The organism is Thalassolituus hydrocarboniclasticus, assembly GCF_025345565.1.
GTDB lineage: Bacteria > Pseudomonadota > Gammaproteobacteria > Pseudomonadales > Oceanobacteraceae > Venatoribacter > Venatoribacter hydrocarboniclasticus.
The window spans coordinates 2,808,379-2,830,677 of record NZ_CP054475.1; the positions used below are offsets into that span (position 1 = coordinate 2,808,379).

The 22,299-nt window shown below is 51.9% G+C and carries 25 protein-coding genes; 9 read left to right on the forward strand and 16 right to left on the reverse strand.

The genetic code is table 11. From position 1 onward, the window contains the following. Window positions 1-5: 5 nt before the first annotated feature. Window positions 6-923 carry a LysR family transcriptional regulator gene (locus HUF19_RS12560; RefSeq protein WP_260996938.1) on the forward strand — a complete coding sequence of 306 codons (918 nt, stop codon included), beginning with the start codon at window positions 6-8 and terminating at the stop codon, window positions 921-923. 205 nt (window positions 924-1,128) lie between these two features. Here the strand turns inward: HUF19_RS12560 and HUF19_RS12565 are convergent, their stop codons facing one another. Then, a complete protein-coding gene (locus HUF19_RS12565; RefSeq protein WP_260996939.1) occupies window positions 1,129-2,619 on the reverse strand; it encodes an ATP-binding protein in 1,491 nt (496 codons plus the stop codon). A gap of 86 nt (window positions 2,620-2,705) precedes the next feature. Then, window positions 2,706-3,446 (reverse strand): response regulator, encoded by a 741-nt coding sequence (locus HUF19_RS12570; RefSeq protein WP_145465758.1) that lies wholly within the window; start codon window positions 3,444-3,446, stop codon window positions 2,706-2,708. Between the two features lie 396 nt (window positions 3,447-3,842). Between HUF19_RS12570 and nrdA the strand changes: the two genes are divergently transcribed. From nrdA to HUF19_RS12600, 6 genes are all read left to right on the forward strand, one after another. Further along, window positions 3,843-6,125, forward strand: coding sequence for a class 1a ribonucleoside-diphosphate reductase subunit alpha (gene nrdA, locus HUF19_RS12575; RefSeq protein ID WP_260996940.1), 2,283 nt, complete (start codon window positions 3,843-3,845; stop codon window positions 6,123-6,125). A gap of 56 nt (window positions 6,126-6,181) precedes the next feature. Continuing rightward, entirely contained in the window at window positions 6,182-7,312 is a 1,131-nt protein-coding gene (nrdB, locus tag HUF19_RS12580) for a class Ia ribonucleoside-diphosphate reductase subunit beta (RefSeq protein ID WP_230330562.1), read from the forward strand. Between the two features lie 11 nt (window positions 7,313-7,323). Further along, window positions 7,324-7,773, forward strand: coding sequence for a class I ribonucleotide reductase maintenance protein YfaE (gene yfaE, locus HUF19_RS18390; protein WP_301332379.1), 450 nt, complete (start codon window positions 7,324-7,326; stop codon window positions 7,771-7,773). Between the two features lie 97 nt (window positions 7,774-7,870). Continuing rightward, window positions 7,871-8,149: a hypothetical protein gene (locus tag HUF19_RS12590; RefSeq protein ID WP_260996941.1), complete on the forward strand. Its 279-nt coding sequence runs from the start codon at window positions 7,871-7,873 to the stop codon at window positions 8,147-8,149. 69 nt (window positions 8,150-8,218) lie between these two features. Beyond that, entirely contained in the window at window positions 8,219-8,692 is a 474-nt protein-coding gene (bcp, locus tag HUF19_RS12595; RefSeq protein ID WP_260996942.1) for a thioredoxin-dependent thiol peroxidase, read from the forward strand. A 208-nt stretch (window positions 8,693-8,900) separates the two neighbouring features. Continuing rightward, window positions 8,901-9,725 (forward strand): hypothetical protein, encoded by an 825-nt coding sequence (locus tag HUF19_RS12600; protein WP_260996943.1) that lies wholly within the window; start codon window positions 8,901-8,903, stop codon window positions 9,723-9,725. On the opposite strand, the gene HUF19_RS12605 is transcribed toward HUF19_RS12600, so the two are convergent. Next, on the reverse strand, window positions 9,722-10,747 hold the full coding sequence (locus HUF19_RS12605; RefSeq protein ID WP_260996944.1) for an AraC family transcriptional regulator: 1,026 nt from the start codon (window positions 10,745-10,747) through the stop codon (window positions 9,722-9,724). The genes HUF19_RS12600 and HUF19_RS12605 overlap by 4 nt on opposite strands. A 115-nt stretch (window positions 10,748-10,862) precedes the next feature. Between HUF19_RS12605 and HUF19_RS12610 the strand changes: the two genes are divergently transcribed. Further along, window positions 10,863-11,339 carry an Mpo1 family 2-hydroxy fatty acid dioxygenase gene (locus HUF19_RS12610; RefSeq protein ID WP_260996945.1) on the forward strand — a complete coding sequence of 159 codons (477 nt, stop codon included), beginning with the start codon at window positions 10,863-10,865 and terminating at the stop codon, window positions 11,337-11,339. A 167-nt stretch (window positions 11,340-11,506) separates the two neighbouring features. Further along, window positions 11,507-11,881: an MAPEG family protein gene (locus HUF19_RS12615; protein ID WP_260996946.1), complete on the forward strand. Its 375-nt coding sequence runs from the start codon at window positions 11,507-11,509 to the stop codon at window positions 11,879-11,881. Here HUF19_RS12615 and HUF19_RS12620 read toward each other — a convergent pair. The 13 genes from HUF19_RS12620 to HUF19_RS12680 all read right to left on the reverse strand — a co-directional run bounded on the left by HUF19_RS12620 (window position 11,878) and on the right by HUF19_RS12680 (window position 22,297). After that, a complete protein-coding gene (locus HUF19_RS12620) occupies window positions 11,878-12,138 on the reverse strand; it encodes a hypothetical protein (protein WP_260996947.1) in 261 nt (86 codons plus the stop codon). The two genes, HUF19_RS12615 and HUF19_RS12620, sit on opposite strands and share 4 nt — an antisense overlap. A gap of 222 nt (window positions 12,139-12,360) precedes the next feature. Further along, window positions 12,361-12,744: a DUF2802 domain-containing protein gene (locus tag HUF19_RS12625; protein ID WP_145465768.1), complete on the reverse strand. Its 384-nt coding sequence runs from the start codon at window positions 12,742-12,744 to the stop codon at window positions 12,361-12,363. Between the two features lie 9 nt (window positions 12,745-12,753). After that, the gene (locus tag HUF19_RS12630; RefSeq protein WP_260996948.1) at window positions 12,754-13,236 is read right to left on the reverse strand and encodes a chemotaxis protein CheW; all 483 of its coding nucleotides are present in this window, start codon (window positions 13,234-13,236) and stop codon (window positions 12,754-12,756) included. A gap of 180 nt (window positions 13,237-13,416) precedes the next feature. Continuing rightward, window positions 13,417-14,292 carry a chemotaxis protein CheW gene (locus HUF19_RS12635; RefSeq protein ID WP_260996949.1) on the reverse strand — a complete coding sequence of 292 codons (876 nt, stop codon included), beginning with the start codon at window positions 14,290-14,292 and terminating at the stop codon, window positions 13,417-13,419. Continuing rightward, window positions 14,285-14,638: a hypothetical protein gene (locus HUF19_RS12640; RefSeq protein WP_260996950.1), complete on the reverse strand. Its 354-nt coding sequence runs from the start codon at window positions 14,636-14,638 to the stop codon at window positions 14,285-14,287. Before HUF19_RS12640 ends, HUF19_RS12635 begins: the two co-directional genes overlap by 8 nt. Continuing rightward, window positions 14,631-15,413 carry a ParA family protein gene (locus HUF19_RS12645; protein WP_145466729.1) on the reverse strand — a complete coding sequence of 261 codons (783 nt, stop codon included), beginning with the start codon at window positions 15,411-15,413 and terminating at the stop codon, window positions 14,631-14,633. Before HUF19_RS12645 ends, HUF19_RS12640 begins: the two co-directional genes overlap by 8 nt. Before the next feature lie 93 nt (window positions 15,414-15,506). Then, complete coding sequence (locus HUF19_RS12650; RefSeq protein WP_260996951.1) at window positions 15,507-16,145, reverse strand: OmpA family protein; 639 nt, start codon at window positions 16,143-16,145, stop codon at window positions 15,507-15,509. A gap of 50 nt (window positions 16,146-16,195) precedes the next feature. Further along, the gene (locus tag HUF19_RS12655; protein ID WP_260996952.1) at window positions 16,196-16,936 is read right to left on the reverse strand and encodes a motility protein A; all 741 of its coding nucleotides are present in this window, start codon (window positions 16,934-16,936) and stop codon (window positions 16,196-16,198) included. Next, complete coding sequence (locus tag HUF19_RS12660; RefSeq protein WP_260996953.1) at window positions 16,936-17,955, reverse strand: protein-glutamate methylesterase/protein-glutamine glutaminase; 1,020 nt, start codon at window positions 17,953-17,955, stop codon at window positions 16,936-16,938. Before HUF19_RS12660 ends, HUF19_RS12655 begins: the two co-directional genes overlap by 1 nt. Before the next feature lie 30 nt (window positions 17,956-17,985). Continuing rightward, window positions 17,986-20,250, reverse strand: a complete 2,265-nt coding sequence (locus tag HUF19_RS12665) for a chemotaxis protein CheA (RefSeq protein WP_260996954.1) — start codon at window positions 20,248-20,250, stop codon at window positions 17,986-17,988. Window positions 20,251-20,262: 12 nt separating this feature from the next. Continuing rightward, window positions 20,263-21,039 (reverse strand): protein phosphatase CheZ, encoded by a 777-nt coding sequence (locus HUF19_RS12670; RefSeq protein WP_260996955.1) that lies wholly within the window; start codon window positions 21,037-21,039, stop codon window positions 20,263-20,265. Window positions 21,040-21,055: 16 nt separating this feature from the next. Then, window positions 21,056-21,430, reverse strand: coding sequence for a chemotaxis response regulator CheY (cheY, locus tag HUF19_RS12675; RefSeq protein WP_436317714.1), 375 nt, complete (start codon window positions 21,428-21,430; stop codon window positions 21,056-21,058). A 135-nt stretch (window positions 21,431-21,565) separates the two neighbouring features. Beyond that, the gene (locus tag HUF19_RS12680; protein WP_260996957.1) at window positions 21,566-22,297 is read right to left on the reverse strand and encodes an RNA polymerase sigma factor FliA; all 732 of its coding nucleotides are present in this window, start codon (window positions 22,295-22,297) and stop codon (window positions 21,566-21,568) included. Window positions 22,298-22,299: the final 2 nt, after the last annotated feature.

Consider the following 22,299-nt stretch of genomic DNA (forward strand, 5'->3'; position numbering starts at 1 on the left):
CCTTCATGCTCGATATCAAACACCTGCGTACTCTTGCAGCCCTGCGTGATGGCGGCACTCTGGTAGAAGCAGCCAGACGCATGCACCTGACCCAGTCAGCGCTCTCCCACCAGCTGAAAGATCTGGAAGAGCGCCTGGGTGTCTCCTTGTTTCTGCGCAAAACCAAACCTTTACGTTTTACCCGCGCCGGGCTGGAGCTGTTGCAACTGGCCGACGACGTACTGCCGCTGCTGCGCCAGTCTGAGCGTAACCTGCAGAAAATGGCCGGCGGGCATAGTGGCCGCCTGCATATGGTGATCGAGTGCCACAGCTGTTTTGACTGGCTGATGCCAGCCATCAACAGCTTCCGTGATCACTGGCCTGAGGTTGAGATTGACCTCAGCACCAGTTTTCACTTCGAGCCCATCCCCGCCTTAATCCGCGGGGACGTCGATCTGGTGGTAACGTCCGATCCGGGACCGCATAACGAAATTTATTATCAGCCCTTGTTCCGCTACCAGTCGGTTCTGGCGGTCGCCAACCAGCACCCACTGGCCCAGCAGGACTGCATCCAGCCCACAGATCTGAGTTCCGAAACCCTGATTCACTATCCGGTCGACCGCAACCGGCTGGATGTGTTTGAACACTTTCTCTCCCCCAGCGGCATTGAGCCACGGGCGACCCGCCAAACCGAGTTAACGCTGATGATGGTGCAACTGGTTGCCAGCGGACGGGGCGTCGCCTGCCTGCCAAACTGGGCACTGCAGCCGTATATCGATGCTAATCTGGTTGCTGCCCGGCCACTGGGCAAAGAAGGGGTATGGCCAACACTGTATGCGGCGGTGCGTAAAGATCAGCAGGACAGCGCCTACATTCAGGATTTTTTCCAGCAAGCGCTGGAGACCTGCTTCCGCCACTTACCGGGAATTCTTCCGGTAAGCTAAGGGCCTCCCGCTGCCATTTCGCCGAATTTCAGGCAAAAAAAAGGGCTCTGAAAGAGCCCAAAAAAGCGAATAATTTCGCTACATTCTCACCACGTCTCCTAGGGATACGCGGGACATATAATGATCCTGACCGGTCCGTCAGTCTGTAGCGTAAAAGTGTCTTTGTGTAACTCTTTGTATACAAATAAGTTATAAGATCAGAGCTTTATTCATGATGCCGGCGCGGCCAGATCAGACTGAACTTGGCCCCCCCCAGAGTTTCACTGCGGCTGACCATCGCCCGCCCGCCATGCCAGTATGCGATACGGCGAACAATCGACAACCCCAGGCCATAACCACCGGAACTGCGCGTACGGCTGTCATCCAGACGGGCAAAAGCGGTGAATACGCGATCCCAGTCTTCTTCCGGAATTCCGGGGCCATCATCCTCAACATCGACACGACAGGTATCGGTACCAATGGTGCAGCATACCCGCACACGGGAGCTCGCATAGCGCCCGGCATTACCCACCAGATTTTGAATGGCACGATGGATATAGCGCGGCTCCACCTCGGCGTAGTGAGCATTCTCAGGGGAAGCACCGGCATAGCTGACACTGACATGAGCTGGCGGCCGGGCTTCTTCGACGACCTGAACCGCAATGTCAGCCACATTAACCTTCTGGAAATCCAGTAATGGGCCGCCTTCCTCAAGACGCGCGTACGTCAGGATTTCATCAATCAACTCATCCAGTTCCTGAATATCCGAATCCATACCCGTCAGCTGTTTGCTGACGTAGGCATCGTCGACACTGTCTTCGATGATCTGTAAGCCAAAACGGATACGGGCCACCGGGGTACGTAATTCATGGGATACCGCACGCACCATCTCACGCTGAATAGAGATCAGACGCTGAATGTGCTCTGCCATTTTATTAAACGCCTGACCGAGACGACTGACCGGATCGGTACCGGAAATCGCAACCCGCGCACTCAGATGCCCCTGCGCCAGACGACTGGTGGCCTGTTCCAGTTTACGCAAGCGGATCTCAAATGAGTTCACAACCCAGTAAACACCAAGACCCAGCAACATGATGCCAATGGCTGTAATGACGAAGATAGCCTGCCAGGAGTAGGGGTTAAACGCATCAATAGGCCCGAGCCGCAACGCCCGGGGCTGCCCTGGCAGCTTAGCCAGAGCTTCAGCCTGCTGACCCTCAATGGAAATTCTCACCAGTACATCACCGTACTGCATCCGCGCAAAATCAGAATCTGACAGGAAGAGTTTGTCGATCTCCACCACCGACAACGGAAAACCAAAACGCGGCTGCATACGTTTGATAAAGGCTTCGATGCTCTCTCCGGAGCGTTGCCAGTCTTCGAGTAACAGATAGGCCGAGGCCTGTGCCTGAACTTCAGTCACCGTACTGAGCTGTACATCGAGTAATTCAGACTCTGACATCTGATACAGCAGACGCGCAGTACGGCCTTCATTGGTGGTATCGACCAGCAACTGCCCGCGGGCCAGACGATTCTGCTGATATTCATCCACCGGGCCTTCGGCCAAGGGCAGAATGCGGATATCAGCATCAAAACGTGCCGACAGCTCAGCCAATGCCCCGGGGTCCTGACGCAGCCGCTGGGCAAGCAGCGCAACACTGCCGCCGACCATGTCTTCATTGAATTGCGCGCTGCGCACAAAGTTAACGAGCTGCAAAGCGACCGTGCAGATGATTCCCACCATCAGCAAGGCGCCGAGCAGCCCGGAGTAAACGCGGATAAAAATAGCGATGTCTCCTGACGTCAGATTTCTTTAACGAACAGGTAGCCTTTACTGCGTACGGTTTTGATACGCTTGGGATTCATCGGATCATCGCCCACCTTAGGACGGATACGTGACACCCTTACGTCAATGGAACGATCCTGGCCGTCATATTCAATACCCCGCAACTGATGGAAGATTTCTTCCCGGGTCAGTACACGTCCGGCACTGCTGCTCAATAACCACAGCAGATCAAATTCGGCACTGGTCAGATCAATACTCTTGCCTTCGAGCCAGGCTTCACGCATGGCGTTATCGACAACCAGATTGCCAAAGGTCAGACGGTTATCAGAACCGCCTTCAACAACCTGTTCTTCCGGTACTTCCTTAACCCGGCGCAATAAGGCGCGGATGCGGGCCAGCAAGACACGCGGGCGAACCGGTTTGGCAACATAATCGTCCGCCCCCATTTCCAGCCCCAGTACCTGATCGAGATCTTCGGTACGGGCGGTCAGCATCAGAATCGGGCCTTTGTAGTAAGGACGGACAATACGGCATACCGCCAGGCCATCTTCACCCGGCAACATCAGATCCAGGACAACAAGGTCAGGCTGCTCCGTTTTAATACGTTCAATGGCACGACTGCCGTCACCTTCAACCGCGACTTTCAGACCGTTACTTTCGAGATAATCCTTGGTAAGAGTCGCCAGGCGTTCGTCATCTTCAACGATGAGAATGCGCCAGTTTTCTTCAAGGCTTTGACCATTTTCTTGCTTCAACATGGTTCCTTACCATTCCTTAAACAGGTTCGTACCCCGGAACATCGCCACAGGCATCTGATATTAACTCTAGACCGAGTTACGCTTTGTTGCATAGTAACCAATCTATTCATTATTTGGTAAAAATCAGAAGGCATAACGACTTAGAAAAAACAGCCACATCCTGTCCACCAACTACACACAAGTTATCCACACGACCAAACCGATAACCCACTATATCTTGGGGTTGAATTCATAGGTATACCGCATTATCTTGTGGATCGACTTAAAAATATGTCGGTAACTCAGTTACTTACACCGGCACCTACAGACTATCAGGCCAGCCGTCAAGCGTTTTACGGAACCCATACCAATCAAGGACAGATGGAGTAGTTTCCCTTGGATACAGGCACAGAAGAGATGAACAGCGAGCTAAAAGTCACCAAGCGTGACGGCACCCAGGAACCGTTAAATCTGGATAAAATCCACAAAGTAGTCACCTGGGCTGCCGAAGGTCTTGATAACGTATCGGTGTCTGAAGTGGAGCTGAAAGCCCACCTGCAGTTTTTCGACGGCATCCAGACGTCTGAAATTCACGAAACCCTGATCAAAGCCGCCGCCGATCTGATTTCTGAAGAAACACCTGACTATCAGTACCTGGCCGCACGCCTGAATATTTTCCATCTGCGTAAAAAGGCCTACGGCCGTTTTGAGCCACCGGCCCTGCTTGATCATGTGAAGCGCATGGTTGAGTCCGAGCGTTATGACCGTCATCTGCTCGAAGATTACACCGCTGAAGAAATCACAGCGATGGACGCCTTTATTGATCACAGTCGCGACCTGACCTTCAGCTATGCCGCGGTTAAGCAGCTGGAAGGCAAATACCTGGTACAGAACCGTGTCACAGGCGAAGTCTATGAAAGTGCTCAGTTCCTCTACGTGCTGATCGCCGCCTGCCTGTTTGCCGGCTACGACAAAGAGCGTCGTCTGGAATACATTCGTCGTTTCTACGATGCGGTATCTACCTTCAAACTGTCACTGCCAACGCCGATCATGGCCGGTGTCCGTACTCCGACCCGTCAGTTCAGCTCCTGTGTACTGATCGAAGCCGGTGACAGCCTGGATTCCATCAACGCCACCGCCAGTGCCATTGTTAAGTATGTATCCCAGCGTGCCGGTATTGGCATCAATGGCGGCCGCATCCGTGCCCTTGGCAGCCCGATCCGTGGTGGTGAAGCTTTCCACACCGGTTGTATCCCGTTCTACAAACACTTCCAGACCGCCGTTAAATCCTGCTCACAGGGCGGTGTACGCGGTGGTGCCGCTACCCTGTTCTACCCGATGTGGCACTACGAAGTTGAAAACCTGCTGGTGCTGAAAAACAACCGCGGTGTTGAAGAAAACCGTGTACGTCATCTCGACTACGGCGTACAGATCAACAAGCTGATGTACGAGCGTCTGATCAAGAACGGTAATATCACGCTGTTCTCACCATCGGATGTTCCGGGCCTGTATGACGCCTTCTTCGAAGATCAGGAACTGTTTGAGCAACTCTACGTTAAATACGAGCAGCAGGACGGTATCCGTAAGAAAACCCTGAAAGCGGTCGATCTGTTCTCCAGCATGATGCAGGAACGCGCCAGCACCGGCCGTATCTACATTCAGAACGTTGACCACTGTAATACCCACAGCCCGTTCAATCCGAAACTGGCTCCGGTGCGTCAGTCCAACCTGTGTCTGGAAATTGCGCTGCCAACCAAGCCGCTGAAAGACGTGAACGATGATTCCGGTGAAATCGCGCTCTGTACTCTGGCCGCATTTAACCTCGGCACACTGAACAACCTGGATGAGCTGGAAGAACTGGCTGACCTGATCGTGCGTGCCCTCGACAGCCTGCTGAGCTATCAGGATTACCCGGTTCCGGCCGCCAAACGCGCCAGCCTGAGCCGCCGCACCCTGGGTGTGGGTGTGATCAACTACGCCTACTATCTGGCGAAAAACGGTGTGAAATATTCCGACGGCAGTGCCAACGGCCTGACTCACCGCGCTTTTGAAGCCATGCAGTACTGGTTGCTGAAAGCATCCAACAATCTGGCCAAAGAACAGGGTGCCTGCGAAGCCTTCAGCGACACCACCTATGCCCAGGGTATCCTGCCGATCGACAGCTACAAGAAAGAAGTCGATAAGTTCTGTGAAGAACCGCTGCAGTACGACTGGGAAGGTCTGCGCAAAGATATTCTGGCCCACGGCCTGCGTAACTCAACGCTGTCTGCCCTGATGCCATCCGAAACCTCCTCGCAGATCAGTAACGCGACCAATGGTATCGAACCGCCGCGCGGATATATCAGCGTGAAGCAGAGCAAAGATGGTATCCTCAAGCAGGTTGTTCCTGAGTTTGAGCGCCTGAAGAAAAACTACGAGTTGTTATGGCAGATTCCGAACAACAATGGCTACCTGCAGCTGGTCGGTATCATGCAGAAATTCGTCGATCAGGCGATCTCCGCGAACACAAACTACGACCCGTCACGTTTTGAAGGTGGCAAGGTTCCGATGCAACAACTGCTGAAAGACCTGCTGACCGCGTACAAAAACGGCCTTAAGACGCTCTATTACCATAACACCCGCGATGGTATGGAAGATCCGCAGAAAGACGCTGTGATCGAAGAAGACGATGACTGCGCAGGCGGCGCGTGTAAGATTTAATAATTTCAGACCTGTCGCAGCCACCTTTCGGTGGCTGCTTTGAGAAAGAACCCCGTATGGCCTATACCACATTTAACCGCAACGAATTTGATACCTTTTCCCAGCCGATGTTTTTTGGCGAACAGGTCAACGTGGCGCGCTACGATCAGCAAAAACACAAGATTTTTGAAAATCTGATCGAAAAACAACTGTCTTTCTTCTGGCGTCCGGAAGAGGTCGATCTGACCAATGACCGCAAGGATTTCCTTGATCTGCCGGAACACGAAAAGCACATTTTCGTCAGCAACCTGAAGTATCAGACGCTGCTGGATTCCGTTCAGGGCCGCTCACCAAACATCGCCCTGCTGCCGGTGGTATCCCTGCCGGAACTGGAAACCTGGATTGAAACCTGGTCATTCAGCGAGACCATTCACAGCCGTTCGTACACTCATATCGTGCGTAACATCGTGCCAAACCCGGCGCAGATTTTTGACGATATCACCCGTAACGAGCACATCACCCGCCGTGCTATCTCGGTTACCGAGTACTACGACAGCTTTATCAATCTGAGCAATTACTACATCCAGCTGGGTGAGGGTACGCATCAGGTAAATGGCGAAACCATTGAAGTTACGCTGCACGAGCTGAAGCGCCGCATGTATCTGATGATGGTGTCAGTAAACGTACTTGAAGCCATCCGTTTTTACGTCAGCTTTGCCTGCTCTTTTGCCTTCGCCGAACGCGCCAAAATGGAAGGCAACGCCAAGATCATCAAGCTGATTGCCCGTGATGAAGCCCTGCACCTGACCGGCACTCAGCACATTCTGCAGATCATGGCCAAAGGCAAAGACGATCCGGAGTTTGCCACCATCGCCGAAGAATGCCGCGATGACGTTGTACGCATTTTCAGCGAAGCCGCACAGCAGGAAAAAGAGTGGGCCGAATATCTGTTCAAAGATGGTTCCATGATCGGTCTGAACAAAGACATTCTGTGTCAGTACGTTGAGTACATTACCAACCAGCGTATTGCAGCTCTGGGTTTTGATCCTGTCTTCCCGCCGCGCAACAACCCTCTGCCATGGATTAATGCCTGGCTGAACAGCGATAACGTTCAGGTCGCTCCACAGGAAGCTGAAATCAGCTCCTACCTGGTAGGCGCTATCGACAGTGAAGTGGATACCGCTGACCTGGGTGATTTTGATCTCTGATGTCCGCTGCTTTGAAAAAACTGCCTGAAACCCCGGACAACGATTTCGAACTGACCGGGGACAATCGGCCCGACAGCAATTTCGAACTCGAAGCCCTGCAACCTGAAGCTGAGCAACCTGCTCCGCTTCAGGCTGAGCTGTTTTTGCCGGAAAGCAATCCGGAGCAACCGGAAGCCAGTCCGCAGATCGAATTCGATGGCATGCAAAAGCCGCTGTTCAGTGTATTGCTGGACGATGGCCGTGAAGTTCACTTTCAGCACGCGACAACCCTGCTGGACTCGCTCGAAGCCCAGGACGTTGCCGTACATTATCAGTGCCGCGAAGGCTACTGTGGCAGCTGCCGGGTACAGCTGCTGGAGGGCGATGTTCATTACGCCGAAGAGCCGATGGCCTGGCTGAACGAGGGCGATATTCTGCCCTGCTGCTGCATTCCCAAAAGCGATATCAAAATTAAGCTGTAAAACCTCCCTGCCCTGCGCTGAATCAACATTTTTGCCGCACGCCTCCCCTACTATCAGGTGGCAGTCATAACAATACGCAAGGTCAAGGAGTTCAGCGATGGCTTACATCTGTATTACCCCCAATGTTGCAATGGTGCGCATGAACGCCGGCGATCATCTGGAAGAGATGCCCGGCGATTTTTACATTAACCTCGACACTCTGGTTGAAGCCCGGATGCGCAAAGTACGCAAAGAACATGAAGGGGATTTCTGCTCTGACGTTCTGCTGGTACTGCAAAATAAAACCCATGAATTTATTTTCCGTAACAGCCCGGCCGGCAATAAAGCCCGCGAAACTCTGGAAAAGTATCTGGCCGAACGCAGTATTAATTGTTGATATGAAAGCAGCAGCTTGATTTATCAGGCTGCTGCGGTAGCCTTGGTGCTTTTGCACCGAGGCATACACATGAGTCTGAACTTCCCGCCACTGGAGCAGCCTGCTCCGGACTTCACCACTGTGGATCAGAACGGCAATAACGTTACGCTGAGCGCGCTGAAAGGCAAAAACGTTGTGCTGTATTTTTACCCGAAAGCCATGACCCCCGGCTGTACAGTTCAGGCCTGTGGTATCCGTGATACCCGCAGCGAATACGACGCACTGAATACTGTGGTTCTCGGCATCAGCCCGGATGCTCCTGCACGCCTGCAAAAATTTATCGAAAAATACGATCTGAATTTTGATCTGCTGTCCGACGAAGACCACAGCATTGCTGAACAATATGGCGTCTGGGGCCTGAAAAAATTTATGGGCAAAGAATTTATGGGTATCCACCGCGTAACTTTTATTATTGATGCCGCCGGAAAGCTTCGTCATGTTATGGCCAAGGTCAAAACCAAGAGCCACCACGATGATGTGATGGAAATTCTGAAAACGCTCTGACCGTTCATCTTATGCGTCATACCAGCCACAGGCAGATATCTGCCTGTGGCTCGCACAATTCCCCCCCTCAAGGCCTCAACTCCACAGCCGACCGGCCGATACAGGCTGCATGAAAATCCGTGAATCTTTTCTGCTGATCAGCAGCCTTTTTTCTGCCCCACTACTCAACGCCGGCAGCGGCCACTACGCCGGCTGTTCCGGGGCCTTCTTGCATTCCCCACTTGCCGGAATTGACGCTCTTAAGCACGATGGTGACCAGTATGCAGCAGCTGAATGCCATTTACGGCCACAACCCGCGCAGGGCGGGCGGCACTGGTTACCATCACTGCCTGCTTTAGAATGGACTCAGGGCCTGCGCACAGAAATGTCACGCAGCAAAGGCTATGGTGAATTCAGCGACTGGCGCCTTAGCCTGCCGCTCTACCGTATCGATACCATGACGCTAGCCATAACCATGGAGCAGCAAAAACAGCAGCAACTGCATCAGCTGCAGCATCCTCTGACCATTGCCGGTCAGTCTTATCTGCGCGGTCAGAATCTGCTGCTGAACAGCACCCGTGAACAGCAGGGTATTGAGCTGGATACCCGTCGCAGTGGCAGCCCGCTCAGCTCCGTCGAGCTGGGGCATATACAGCACTGGCAGCCACTGAGTATCCGCTTAAGAAGCACCAGTCAGACCAACCTGACGCCGGCACGCTTCGACTACTGGCAACTCAGCATTAAGCGCCAGCCGCTGCTGCCTGGCTGGCAGGCCTCCTGGGCATTCAGCCTCGGACACGGCCAGGTGTATGATGACAGCAACACCAAGCTGCTGGATGACTCAGCCAGAGCCAATGACTTTATCAGTCTGGGACTGATGCTGGGGGTTACCTGGCGCTGGCGTGTCACACCGCATCTGCACTGGTATAACCATGTACAAACAGAGAGTCAGAACCTGCTGTTTCTGAGCCGCAATAAAGAGGACAGCCTGCGTATTGAAGACATGAGTCTGCTCAGTTACCGCGTGCTCAGTGGTATTGAGTGGCGATTCTAAGTGCCGGCGGATCTGAACTGCTGGCGGTACTCCAGCGGGGTCATCCCTTCCCAGCGTTTAAAAGCACGGGTAAAAGTGCTGCTTTCGGAAAACCCCAGCTGCTCGCTGATGCGGGTAAGAGGCCAGGTGGTCGTTGTCAGCAGAATCAATGCCCGCCGCTGGCGTTCCTCGTCCAGCAACTGCTGAAAGCTTGTCTGATTATCCTGCAGTTTGCGCTGCAGGGTTCTGCCGCTCATGTGCAGCCGCTGCGCCAGCAAATCGCGGTCGACCGATAAATCGGGGCTGTTACGCAGAAAATACTGCACCAGCCCTGCGGTATCGGGCTGTTGCAGTAATGACAGTTGTTCTTCCAGCATCTGCTCATGCATCTGCGCCAGTTTTTCATCTCCCAGAGCCAACGGCTCAGCCATGATGTCCGGTGCAAATACCAACGCATTTCGCGGTGCCCCGAAGTGCAGGGGGGCTGCAAAAATTCGCTGGTAATTACTCAGGTCCTCAGGCTGCTCATGACGGAATTCCACGCGCAACAGAGCAACCGGTTTACACGCCAGCCAGCTGGCAAAGCTGCGCAATAAAACCAACACTGCATCAACCTGATGGCGGCTGAAATTATCCTCCTGAGGTTCGTAGCAAACCGCCGCTTCCTGCTCGTTCTGCTGCAGAAAATAGCGTCCGCCATCGCTGAGAAGACGGGTGTAGCGCATCGATTTTTCAAATGCCGCACCAAGATCAGGACTGTGCATTAATGTCAGGGCAAACAGCTGAAAATGGGATGGTTTCACCAACTCTCCCAGCAGCAAACCAAAATCATTCACGGGACACAAAGCTTCGGCGGCGCGCCACATTTTCAATGTTTGTTGCAGAGAAACCCTGGCATAAGACGTGTTCAGCTGCTCATGACTGATATCAGCCGCCTGTAACAACGGAGCGGCCGCAATCCCCTGCAATTCAGCGCCCTGCAGGAGTGCTTTTATCCAAAGGATGGATACTGTTTTGTCCGCGTTATGGTGTAGTGTGTTCATCAACTGACTTCTGCGGTTAAGCCCGGTGTCCCGCGGGGACAATTTTCAAAGCGGTATTTGCGTTACATTATGAATATCTGCTACCCGATAACAATAAAACAATGAGGACCCTGCCATGAGCAAAAAAACAGCCGATCAATGGTTTGAAGAATATGGTGCCAGCCACCAGAACCCGCTGAACAAACTGATCCACTGGATCTGTGTACCACTGATTTTTATTGTCATTATGGGACTGCTGTGGGAGATACCGGTACCAGCAGCATTTACGCAGGTACCCTACCTGAACTGGGCCACTCTGTCAGCGATTGTCGTAGTCGGGTTTTATGTCAGAATGTCGTTCAGTCTGTCGATCGGCCTGACCGCATTTACCATTGCCACCTACGCCCTGCTTGCCTGGTTTGAACAGCAGAATCTGGCACCGCTGTGGGCTGTCTGCTCGATCAGTTTCGTGGTGCTGTGGGTATTCCAGTTTATTGGTCACTATGTCGAAGGTAAAAAACCATCATTCTTTAAAGACATACAGTTTCTGCTGATCGGGCCTGCATGGCTGATGGGCTTTATCTACCGCAAGCTGGGCATTCCGTACTCCTGATCAGCAGCTGGCGGCCGCAGAGCCGCCAGCACCTCTGAATATGTCACCCTGCGAGACATCTGACGCTATTTCGGCACACTCCAACCTCGCGTAACTCCGACCATCAGGCTAAAAATGAGGCCACAGCTTCAGAAGCTGTCATCTTTCACCTGAAAACAGGAAAAATTATGACTATCGGATATTGGTGCGTTCTGGTTGCGGCCTTATTACCCTATGTATTTACCGGCCTTGCCAAAGCCGGCGGACGCCGTTACAACAATTATTCTCCGCGTGAATTTCTGGAAAAACAGGAAGGTTATCGCAAGCGGGCTCACTGGGTTCAGCTCAACAGTTTTGAAGCCTTTCCGGCTTTTGCCGCAGCAGTAATTATTGCTCATCTGAACGGTGGTTCGCAGGAGCGGATCGATATGCTGGCTATGGCCTTTATTGCGGCCCGTGTGCTGTATGGCGTGTTATACCTCAGCAATCATGCCACTCTGCGCTCTCTGGTCTGGATGGCGGGCATTGGCTGCACCGTTGCCCTGTTTGTCAGCGGTGTTTAAACCGTCATCATGTGGCCGTTGCGTTTGTAGCAATAAGCCGAATTGCAGTAGATAACAATTTGCCGGCCTTTATCTGACGTCAGAATAATATAAAGGTCGGTAAACTCTGGCGTTTTCTCCATAAAAGTAGCATTACGGATCAGGCTGGCGTGGGCATCCTGCAGATGATTGTTCTGTGCCGGCAGCTCTGCAACAGGCAGATACAATCCCAGCAAGGCAGATAATCCGATAATCATGAGGTGCAGTGAAGGTTTCATAGCCCAACTCCTGACAACATACTTAAAACAAGTATAGGAGTACCCCAGTGGCAGACATGGATTGTTTTGTTATAAAGAGTTACGCCACAACGGATTGCTTATCTCACAGACCATAACGGCTTTCAGCCATTAATACGGAAAATCTCCTGGCCGACAGGCATAAAAAAACAGGCCTGAGGCCTGCTTTTTTATCATCCGACTCCTGCGATCAAAGCGAAGAAGTCAGTGCGCCGTCTGACGTTTCAGTGAAACAATCAGCTCCGCCTCTCCCCGCGCAACACCACAGCTGTCGACCAGATCACTGGCCGTTGCCCCGAGTCCTACCAGGCGGGATGCCTGTAAAAAAGTAGCCTCGTCTGTTGTTGGCAATACAACCTTGCGTTCAGCCTGCTGCAGGCGTCCGTCCATCTGTTTGAGTTTTCGCCCCATACCGATGGTACTTTTACTCATCGCCTGATGCGCCTGCTGTAAACTGCCAACCGCCTGATCCAGCCGGCTGGCATCCTGATTTTGCTGCCGTTTAAGCGACCACATAAAAGCGCCGACCAATAACAGCAAACCCATATTACCTATCAATAACCAGTGCATCAGTGACAGAGACGCCATGACAGACTCCTATAAACCCTGGATTTCTGTCCACTCCTCGTCGGTCATCAGTTTCTCCAGATCTACCAGGATAAGCAGCTCATCATTTTTATGACAAACCCCCTGGATAAATTTGGCGCTTTCCTCGTTGCCGACGTTCGGGGTGGTTTCAATTTCTGACTGACGCAGATACACCACTTCAGCCACCGCATCGACGAGGATACCAACCACCTGACCTTCCGCTTCGATAATAACGATACGCGTCTGATCTGTGGTGTCAGCGGTTGGCAGGCCGAAACGGAGTCGGGTATCGATCACCGTTACAACGTTGCCACGCAGGTTAATAATGCCAAGTACATACGGGGGAGCACCAGGAACCGGGGCGATCTCGCTGTAGCGCAAGACTTCCTGCACCTGCATCACATTAATTCCGTACGACTCATTCTCCAGACGGAAGGTTACCCATTGAAGGACAGGATCTTCCGCACCTTTATTTCCGGCAATCGCTGACATAAAACATCCTCGCTAAGAAAGGCCGATGCCTGACTGTGTCAAAAAACATGACGAACCTTTCTTAACTATAGAACAGAGCACAAAGTGTACCAGTTAAAAACTGATGATTTTTTTCTCGGCCTTATGGCTCTAATACATTGAAGTAAAAGGAGTTTACAACCACGGTGAATCGACGTTTCTTTAAGGCTGACGTGCCGCCCGGCGATTTTCTTCCAGCAGTTTTAATAACCCCGGTACATCCAGTAAAGCACACATTTCGGAGATAACCGTGCCGGCCAGCCACGGGCGCTTACTGCCATCGCCCCGCCATTTGATCGAATCGTGTACCAGAGTGACAGTGTCGCAGATTTCCTGACACGCCAGCGCCCATGGGGAGCGGTCCAGCTGGATAAAGAAGCTGTATCCGGCATCATTCAGGCTGATACGACGCTCCGGCATGATCAGTTGGGCACTGTCGATAATAGTGAGCTTGGCTTTATCTCCCAGCCAGACGCCCAGTGACCAGCTCGCCTGGCCAAACAACGGGGTTACCTTATCGGTGACGTTATGCACGCCTCCCAACAGGGGCAGTGGGATGGCCAGCTTAAGTCCGGCGACTTTGAATATCAGGCAATCGATTCCCTGACTGGACTGCCAATTCAGCGACAGCGTCTGCTGGGGAACGCCAGTCAATTCATTGACAGAATCAGTTCCCTCAGCAACCGCATCAACTGTTTCCGTCGACTTTTCGACGCGATCCTGCAAAGCAACCTCAGGGACGGATATTTCAGGCACCGATATTTCAGCTATAGGCGCGAGCGGTACGGCTTCGGCAAATGCCGTACGCACAGACGTTGGCACATGTGCTTCAGCACGTCGGCTCAACAACGCTTCGCTGCTGGCTATTTCAGTGTCGGCTGCAGACTCAGCGGCTGCAACCTGAGCACTGACCGCCGGAGATGGCGTATCAGTAACAGCGGCAACTTCCGTCGCACTGACCAGAAGCTGATCCAGATAGTCCTGTAAGACAAAATCGACCTGATTTGCCTGGTCTGTCTTAGGATTCACATCAACCATTCAGTACAGTCTCCGCAGCGAGGGGCAGACAGGCCGCCAGCAGACAGCGACGCAATGAGGATTCCGGCAGATGGCGTATCATTCCAATGGCAAACAATAGCTGAGTTCTCTGAGCAGCTTTTCCTCCCTGACCCAGTGGCCGCACAAGAACCGGCGCATAGCCCTGCTTCAGGGTGCTGCTTGCCAACGCCTCCTGCAAATGATGGGGACTGACCGCGGAGCGCAGCAGGTCATCCCAGTTAACTTCCTGATCTGTGATTTCACCATCGGCGGCTAACAGATGATCAAAGTAGTCGTCCAATGGGTTACTCAGATTAGTCGGCAACGACGGCATATGATTAGCCACGACCCGGATCCGCCACATCAAGTTCGCTCAGTAAATGACGATAAGCCCGGACCCCCCTTCCCTGCTCATCCATCTGGTGTGGAAAAACACCTTCATGGCTGGCATCACGTAAGCGTGTGTCGACCGGAATCGCCTCCTGCCACAGAGAATCCTGATACAAACGACGCATTTCTTTCAACGTGGTTACAGAGGCCAGTGTCCGGCGATCGAATAACGTCGGAACAATCATAAAAGGCAGGTTACGGTTCTGTGAGCGCATCACCATTTTCAGGGTATGAATCATTCTCTCCAGACCTTTCATCGCCAGATGTTCAGTTTGGGTAGGAATCACCAGACGCTGACAGGCCGCCAGAGCATTCACTAACAGCACGCCAAGAATTGGCGGGGTATCCAGTAGCGCGTAATCGTATTCATCCCACAGCTGGGCAAGCGAACGCGCCAGCACCAGCCCCATGCCGTCCTGACCACTGACCTGACGCTCAAGAGTGGCCAGTGATGTTGTCGCCGGCAGTAAAGAAACATTCGGCAGGCTGGTTGGTTTGATAACGGTCTGAATGAAAGCTTTGTCTTTATAACGTTGCTCAAAAAACAGGTGATAAAGACTGCGCTCCAGATTATCGGGGTTTTGCCGGAAATAACTCGTCAGGGAACCATGAGGATCAAGGTCCACTAACAATACGCGCTTCCCCTGCTCGGCCAACAGACCTCCCAGAGCAACCACGCTGGTCGTTTTACCAACACCGCCTTTTTGATTTGCTATCGACCAAATCCGCACGAGTATCACCCTGTTCTCTGTATGCATGTGATCGGAACAGCGACCACAAAAAGTACTTTTGGCTGTTAATTACCTGATTAAGCAAAAAGCATGTCAATTTCTTTCAGAAGGCCGGGACCAGGGCGCTGCTTCGCTCGTCTGGGTCATAAAAATGACTACTCGCCGGTTTTTTGCCCGCGCATCTTCCGTATCGTCTGTATTCAGCGGGTGATAATACGAAAGCCCGACTGCCGCCATCCTCTGCGGTGCAACGCCATACAGCACCAGATTCTGTACCACCGATGCAGCCCTCAGGGCTGAAATTTCCCAGTTAGTGATGCCTTTTGCTGGTGTATCGTCCGAATGCCCCTGAACATTAATCGGGAACGGAAAATCTTTCAGTTCAGCGGCAATAGCCTGCATCAGCGGCAAAGCTTCGTCACGAATCCGCGTCTCACCGCGGGCAAATAACAGATCCGCATTCAGCGATACGGTAATCCAGTCCTGATCCCCTTCTATTCTTATATCGTCCGACTCCGGAATAAATTGAGCAACCTGGCGAATATCAGCCAATAAAGGTAACAATCCATTGCCATCTTCCAAAGGCGTGGACAACGTTGGCGGAGTAATGGGTTCGGGGGGAAGAACGGTAGAAAACACACCTTCAAGCTCGCTGCGGATCGCCGAGCCCTGCTCATCATCAATCAGCTGTACGGCATACAACATGATAAAAAAGACGCACAACAGCGTCATATAATCAGCATAAGAAACCAGCCAGCGATGTGGATCCGGACCAGGCCGCCTCACAACACAATTCCCTGCATACGATAACGCAGTGCCATAGGGTTCACTCCGTTACGCAGAGCGACCACACCTAACATCAGCGCTTCATAGTAACGGCTGCGGATTGCCAGACGCTGACGTAAAGTACTGGTCAGAGGGATTACGATAAGATTGGCACTGGCAACACCATAAAACGTTGCCACAAAAGCGGTCGCAATACCTGCGGCAAGAGCCTCCGGTTGTTTAATACTTGATAAAACCTGCATCAAACCAAGTACCGCACCAACAATACCCAGAGTTGGTAAGTAACCAGCCAGATTATCCAGCACTCCCAATACGTCCTGATCGCGCTCTTCCCGGCTTTTCAGCTCCAGATAAAGTGCAGATTGCATCGCTTCAACATCATTACCATCGGCGAGCAGCAATAAAGCTTTACGCAATACAGGATCATTTTCAGACGCCGCGACTTTTTCCAGAGCCAAAGGACCATCGCGGCGCAAGGCATTGCCACTGGTGGTTAATTTACTGAGAAGAATATCCAGAGAGTACTGAGGAGGAGCAACAAGCCATAACAACATTGCTCCCAGAGGACGGTACTGGCTGGCAGGGAGCTGCGCCAGTGTTGCCAACAAACCACCACCAAACACAATCAAAGCCGCAGGAGGATTTAATAACGCCGCGAGATTTCCTCCTTCAAAAGAGAAGCCGGTCAATACGGCAGTAACTGCCAGTAAAACAGTGACCAGCGCCCAGCGATCCACTAGCCGACCTCTTCTACAAGCCTCGGTCCGATATCTTTAAGGGGCAATACCTCATCACTCAACCCTTCCTTGATAACGGCCAGCGGCATACCGAAAATAACACAACTCTCTTCATCCTGAGCCCAGACAGTGGCCCCACCCTGTTTCAGCAGGCGAGCTCCTTCACGACCATCAGCTCCCATCCCGGTAAGAACAATAGCCAATGCTTTGTTGCCATAATGTTTAGCAGCAGAAGCAAAAGCAATATCGACACTGGGGCGATAATTAACCCGCTCATCGCTTTCCCGGATATGAATCACACCACCACCACGACGATCAACCATCAACTGCATACCGCCAGGCGCAACATAAACATGTCCGCGTTCTATTTTGTCGCCATCCGCTGCTTCTTTAACAATCAGAGGACTAAGAGAATTCAGACGCTCAGCAAAGGCTTTTGTGAAGGAGCCAGGCATATGCTGAACGATAATTATCGGCGTTTTGAAACTGCCCGGAATGGTTTTGAATAAAGTCTGCAAAGCAGCAGGACCACCGGTTGAGGTTCCGATAACAACCAGTTCAGTCTGGGTCAGACGTCCACGGACTGCCGGACGGGCAACCGGTGACGGAGCAACTTTAGTCTGACTGCGTGCCACACCAGCAATTTTATCCGTCAGAGCGCGCTTTATCTGAACAGCATCCTTGGCGATCTGATCAAAGTTCTTGGGCAGAAAATCCAGGGCGCCGGCATCCAGCGCATCCAGCGTAACCCGTGCGCCTTCGAACGTAAGTGAAGAAAACATTAATACCGGAACCGGACGACGCTGCATAATATTGCGCACCGCTGTAATGCCATCCATAACCGGCATTTCATAGTCCATGGTAATAACATCCGGCTTCAGCGATTCGTTCATCTCAATGGCTTCACGGCCATTGGAAGCAACACCAACCACCTCCATCCGGCCGTCGGCATTGATAATGTCGGTTACCCGGCGACGAAAAAATCCTGAGTCGTCAACGACCAGAACACGGATACTCATGAAATCAACTCTTCCTTAGTCGTTAATACTTTATGCTGCGCTTGAGTGCCGGGAGGATGCGTAGCGGGTAAGCATACTTGGAATATCAAGAATTAATGCAATCCGGCCATCCCCTGTAATGGTTGCGCCAGCCATACCTGCAGTACCATGAAGCATTTTACCCAGAGGTTTAATCACCACTTCTTCCTGGCCAATCAGCTGATCGACTACAAAGCCAACACGTTTGGTACCCACAGAAACAACAACGACATGCGCAGTTTCATCGGCTTTAGCATAAGCTTCACCTTTGATCAGCCAGCGCTTCAGATGGAATAAAGGTATCGGTTTTTCCCGAACAACCACCACTTCCTGACCATCAACAATATTGGTTTTAGTCAGATCAAGGTGGAAAATTTCATTCACACTGACCAATGGGAATGCAAATGCCTGATTTTTCAGCATAACCATCAGTGTTGGCATAATCGCCAGCGTCAGCGGTACTTTAATGCGGATACTGGTGCCAACACCGGGACGGGAATCGATGTTAATAGTCCCGTTCAGCTGAGAAATTTTTGTTTTAACAACATCCATACCGACGCCACGGCCGGATACATCGGATATCTGCTCTTTGGTGGAAAAACCAGGGGCAAAAATCAGGTTAAAACATTCATTTTCAGTCAGCCGGTCTGCAGCGTCCTGATCCATCACGCCTTTTTCTACGGCTTTACGGCGCAGAACATCAGCATCCATACCGCCGCCGTCATCCTGAATAATCAGCAGAATATGATCACCTTCCTGCTCTGCTGAGAGGACAACAGTACCAACCCGTGGTTTACCATTATTCTCACGCACATCCGGCATTTCCACGCCATGATCCACCGCATTCCGTACAAGGTGAACCAGTGGATCGGCCAGAGCTTCGACCAGATTTTTATCCAGATCCGTTTCTTCGCCGCGCAACTCCAGGTTAATTTCTTTTTTCAGCTGGCGGGCCAGGTCGCGTACAACCCGCGGAAAACGGCCAAATACTTTCTTGATTGGCTGCATCCGGGTTTTCATAACGGATGCCTGTAAATCACCGGTAACCACATCCAGATTGGCTACAGCCTTGGCCATCGACTCATCTGTGCTTTTCAGTCCCAGACGAACCAGACGGTTACGGACCAGTACCAGCTCGCCAACCATATTCATGATGTCGTCAAGGCGTTTGGTATCAACACGCACAGTGGCTTCAGATGCAGCGGCATCTTTATCCTGGCGTTTATTCTCTTCCGGCACTGCGGGTGCCTTGGCAGCTGCGGGCTTCGCTTCTGGTTTAGGTGCTGGCTTTGCTTCTGCTTTTGCAGCCGGCTTAACCTCTGCCGCCGGAGCTGCTGCCGCTACCGGTGCTGCAGGTACTTCAGCATCAGCAGACGCATCCACTTCAGCAGCCCCCGGAGCACTGGAGTGCTTGCCTTTTCCGTGCAGACGATCCAGTAATTCTTCAAATTCAGAGTCACTGATAAGATCATCACCACCTGTACCGGTGCCAGATACTTCTGCTGCCGGAGCAGCGGGCTCCGGTTCTGATTGTACGGTGTCGTTATTCTGCGCAGCAGCATGCTTTCCTTTGCCATGAATCTGATCCAGTAATGCTTCAAATTCATCTTCGGTTATTTCGTCGCTGCTGGTGTCTGTAGTGTCTGAGCCGATATCAAAAAAGTCGTCATCAGCAGGTGCGGATGGTGCTGTATCAGAAGCCCCGGCATTCGCTTTTTCTTCGTCCAGTGCATCCAGTAACAGTTCGAATTCATCGTCAGTGATATCGCCATTATCACCAGAAGCTGACATAACAGGTTCACTTGCCATTGTTGGCTCGGCGACCTCTTCCGCGACCACATCAGTCTCTGAACTTACAGGTGTATCAGCTGCTGCCTCGTCTTCCGATTCAGGCAATGCGAGTTTATGCAGCCGTTCAATTAATTCCGGATCGGCTTCTTCTGGTGTGGCACCGGAACGAACGCTTTCGAACATTTCGTTAACGCTGTCTAATGCCTGCAGCACCACATCCATAAGATCTGAATTAACGGTACGATGGCCATTACGCAGCGTATCGAAAACGTTTTCCGCAGCATGGCAGCAGTTTACTAACGGATTAAGTTGCAGAAACCCTGCACCGCCTTTAACAGTATGAAAGCCGCGGAAAATAGCATTCAGCAGATCTTTATCGTGTGGGCGTTGTTCAAGATCGACCAGTTGTTCAGAGAGCAGCTCAAGAATTTCTCCGGCTTCAACCAAAAAATCCTGGAGAATCTCTTCATCAGCATCGAAACTCATCCGTTAGCTCCTTTAAAAACCAAGACTGGACAGTAAGTCATCAACATCATCCTGGCTGGCAACTACGTCTTCACTGGACTTATTAATCTGCGGTCCCTCCGCAGCGATATTGGCGCCTTCCGTCGGCTTTTCAGCCGTTTCAAGATCGGCATGAACTATTCCGGTAATGGAATCGACGTTACCGGCCATCGCAACAAGCTGTACAAGACGGCTTTCCACATCCGTTACCAATGCGGCGACTTTATGAATAACCTGACCGGTTAAATCCTGAAAATCCTGTGCCAGCACGATATCAGATAGCTGTCCCTGCAATCTCTGGGACTGATTCGCACTGTCGATCAGAAACTGATTGATATCTTTGGTTAAAGCACGGAATTCATCCGGCTTTAATTCTTTATTAAGGAAACGTTGCCACTCAACCGATAATGCACTGGCCCGGTCATGGATGTCGGTTGCCAGTGGCATACCGGCATCGGCCAGGTCCATAGTGCGGTTGGCCGATTTATCTGTCATTTCCAGAACATAGGCCAGCTTATCGCTTGCATTATCGATCTCAGATCCCGCGCCCACCGAGTCGACCCGCAGATTTTTGATCGCTTCATGCAGAGCGCGGGTCAGCCGGCCAATCTCATTGTACAGCGTACGGTCACGAACCTCGTTGAGGTTATTAACCAATGCTACCGCCTTGCTGAGATCACCAAGCTCAAGCTGCCTGAGCATGCTTTCTGCAAGGCTTTTGATTTCAGAGCCGACAGCGCTGTTATCGGTATCCAGATTGATCCCGGCCATCAAGTTGTCTTCCTGGTTAACCTTCGACACGTTCAAAGATCTTATCGATCTTTTCTTTCAGCACTGCAGCGGTGAAAGGCTTCACAACATAACCATTAACTCCTGCCTGCGCAGCAGCCACAATCTGGTCACGTTTGGCTTCCGCGGTCACCATCAGTACCGGCAGAGTTTTCAGGCGATCATCGGCCCTGACCTTCTTCAGCAAGTCGAGACCTGTCATGCCAGGCATGTTCCAGTCCGTCACTAAGAAGTCGAAATCACCATTCTGCAACATGGGAAGTGCGGTTGTGCCATCGTCAGCTTCCTGGGTATTGGTAAACCCCAGGTCGCGTAACAGATTTTTGACGATTCGTCTCATCGTTGAGAAATCATCAACGATCAGAATTTTCATGTTTTTGTCCAAAACGACCTCCAGTAATCGACTCTCTATATTCCAAGTCGTTCCTAAGGTTTAGTGTAGACACAGTTATCGCTTTATCCAGAAACAAAGCGCTCAGAAAAGATTTTTTTCAATAACAGGAAGGAGTTAGGACAACCAGCCGCCAAGACGGGCACGCAGGCGATGAGCTGCCTGACTGTGCAGCTGACTGACCCTTGATTCACTGACACCCAGCACAGCGCCAATTTCTTTCAGATTCAGTTCTTCGTCATAGTAGAGTGCGAGTACCAGTTGCTCTCTTTCGGGTAAATGACGGATAGCGTCGGCGAGTTGACGCTGAAAGGACTCACGCTCGATGCCATCCAGTGGATTCGGAGATTCATCCTCAAAGACATCGAAGCCTGATTCGCTCTTCTCCACAACCTCTTCAAAGCTGAACAGCCGACAGCCGGCACTGTCTTTCAGAATCGCGTGGTATTCATCCTGACTGATGCCAAGAAAGCCCGCGACTTCGCTGTCTTCAGCATCACGGCCTTTTGCGCTTTCGATCTGTTTAATGGCTTCACTGATACGGCGGGAATTGCGGTGAACCGAGCGTGGTGCCCAGTCACCTTTGCGGATTTCATCCAGCATGGCACCACGGATGCGGATACCGGCGTAGGTTTCAAAACTGGCACCCTTGCCACCGTCGTATTTACGTGCAGCCTCCAGCAAGCCAATCATACCGGCCTGAATAAGGTCATCGAGCTGCACGCTGTCAGGCAGGCGGCCGATAAGATGGTGAGCAATACGCTTTACCAGCGTCGCATGCTCACGCACCAGTTGTTCATAATCGTGTTTTTGTACGTCGGAATACACCAGACAACTTCCTACTGACACTC

Excerpts from the sequence above, each read along its gene's own strand:
- bcp (WP_260996942.1), top strand. The coding sequence starts at position 8,219 with ATGAGTCTGAACTTCCCGCCACTGGAGCAGCCTGCTCCGGACTTCACC.
- HUF19_RS12590 (WP_260996941.1), top strand. The coding sequence starts at position 7,871 with ATGGCTTACATCTGTATTACCCCCAATGTTGCAATGGTGCGCATGAAC.
- cheY (WP_436317714.1), bottom strand. The coding sequence starts at position 21,430 with ATGAAAATTCTGATCGTTGATGATTTCTCAACGATGAGACGAATCGTC.
- HUF19_RS12660 (WP_260996953.1), bottom strand. The coding sequence starts at position 17,955 with ATGAGTATCCGTGTTCTGGTCGTTGACGACTCAGGATTTTTTCGTCGC.
- HUF19_RS12560 (WP_260996938.1), top strand. The coding sequence starts at position 6 with ATGCTCGATATCAAACACCTGCGTACTCTTGCAGCCCTGCGTGATGGC.
- HUF19_RS12605 (WP_260996944.1), bottom strand. The coding sequence starts at position 10,747 with ATGAACACACTACACCATAACGCGGACAAAACAGTATCCATCCTTTGG.
- HUF19_RS12670 (WP_260996955.1), bottom strand. The coding sequence starts at position 21,039 with ATGGCCGGGATCAATCTGGATACCGATAACAGCGCTGTCGGCTCTGAA.
- HUF19_RS12610 (WP_260996945.1), top strand. The coding sequence starts at position 10,863 with ATGAGCAAAAAAACAGCCGATCAATGGTTTGAAGAATATGGTGCCAGC.
- HUF19_RS12570 (WP_145465758.1), bottom strand. The coding sequence starts at position 3,446 with ATGTTGAAGCAAGAAAATGGTCAAAGCCTTGAAGAAAACTGGCGCATT.
- HUF19_RS12625 (WP_145465768.1), bottom strand. The coding sequence starts at position 12,744 with ATGGCGTCTCTGTCACTGATGCACTGGTTATTGATAGGTAATATGGGT.
- HUF19_RS12665 (WP_260996954.1), bottom strand. The coding sequence starts at position 20,250 with ATGAGTTTCGATGCTGATGAAGAGATTCTCCAGGATTTTTTGGTTGAA.
- HUF19_RS12620 (WP_260996947.1), bottom strand. The coding sequence starts at position 12,138 with ATGAAACCTTCACTGCACCTCATGATTATCGGATTATCTGCCTTGCTG.
- HUF19_RS12615 (WP_260996946.1), top strand. The coding sequence starts at position 11,507 with ATGACTATCGGATATTGGTGCGTTCTGGTTGCGGCCTTATTACCCTAT.
- nrdA (WP_260996940.1), top strand. The coding sequence starts at position 3,843 with ATGAACAGCGAGCTAAAAGTCACCAAGCGTGACGGCACCCAGGAACCG.
- HUF19_RS12650 (WP_260996951.1), bottom strand. The coding sequence starts at position 16,145 with ATGACGCTGTTGTGCGTCTTTTTTATCATGTTGTATGCCGTACAGCTG.
- nrdB (WP_230330562.1), top strand. The coding sequence starts at position 6,182 with ATGGCCTATACCACATTTAACCGCAACGAATTTGATACCTTTTCCCAG.
- HUF19_RS12630 (WP_260996948.1), bottom strand. The coding sequence starts at position 13,236 with ATGTCAGCGATTGCCGGAAATAAAGGTGCGGAAGATCCTGTCCTTCAA.
- HUF19_RS12635 (WP_260996949.1), bottom strand. The coding sequence starts at position 14,292 with ATGGTTGATGTGAATCCTAAGACAGACCAGGCAAATCAGGTCGATTTT.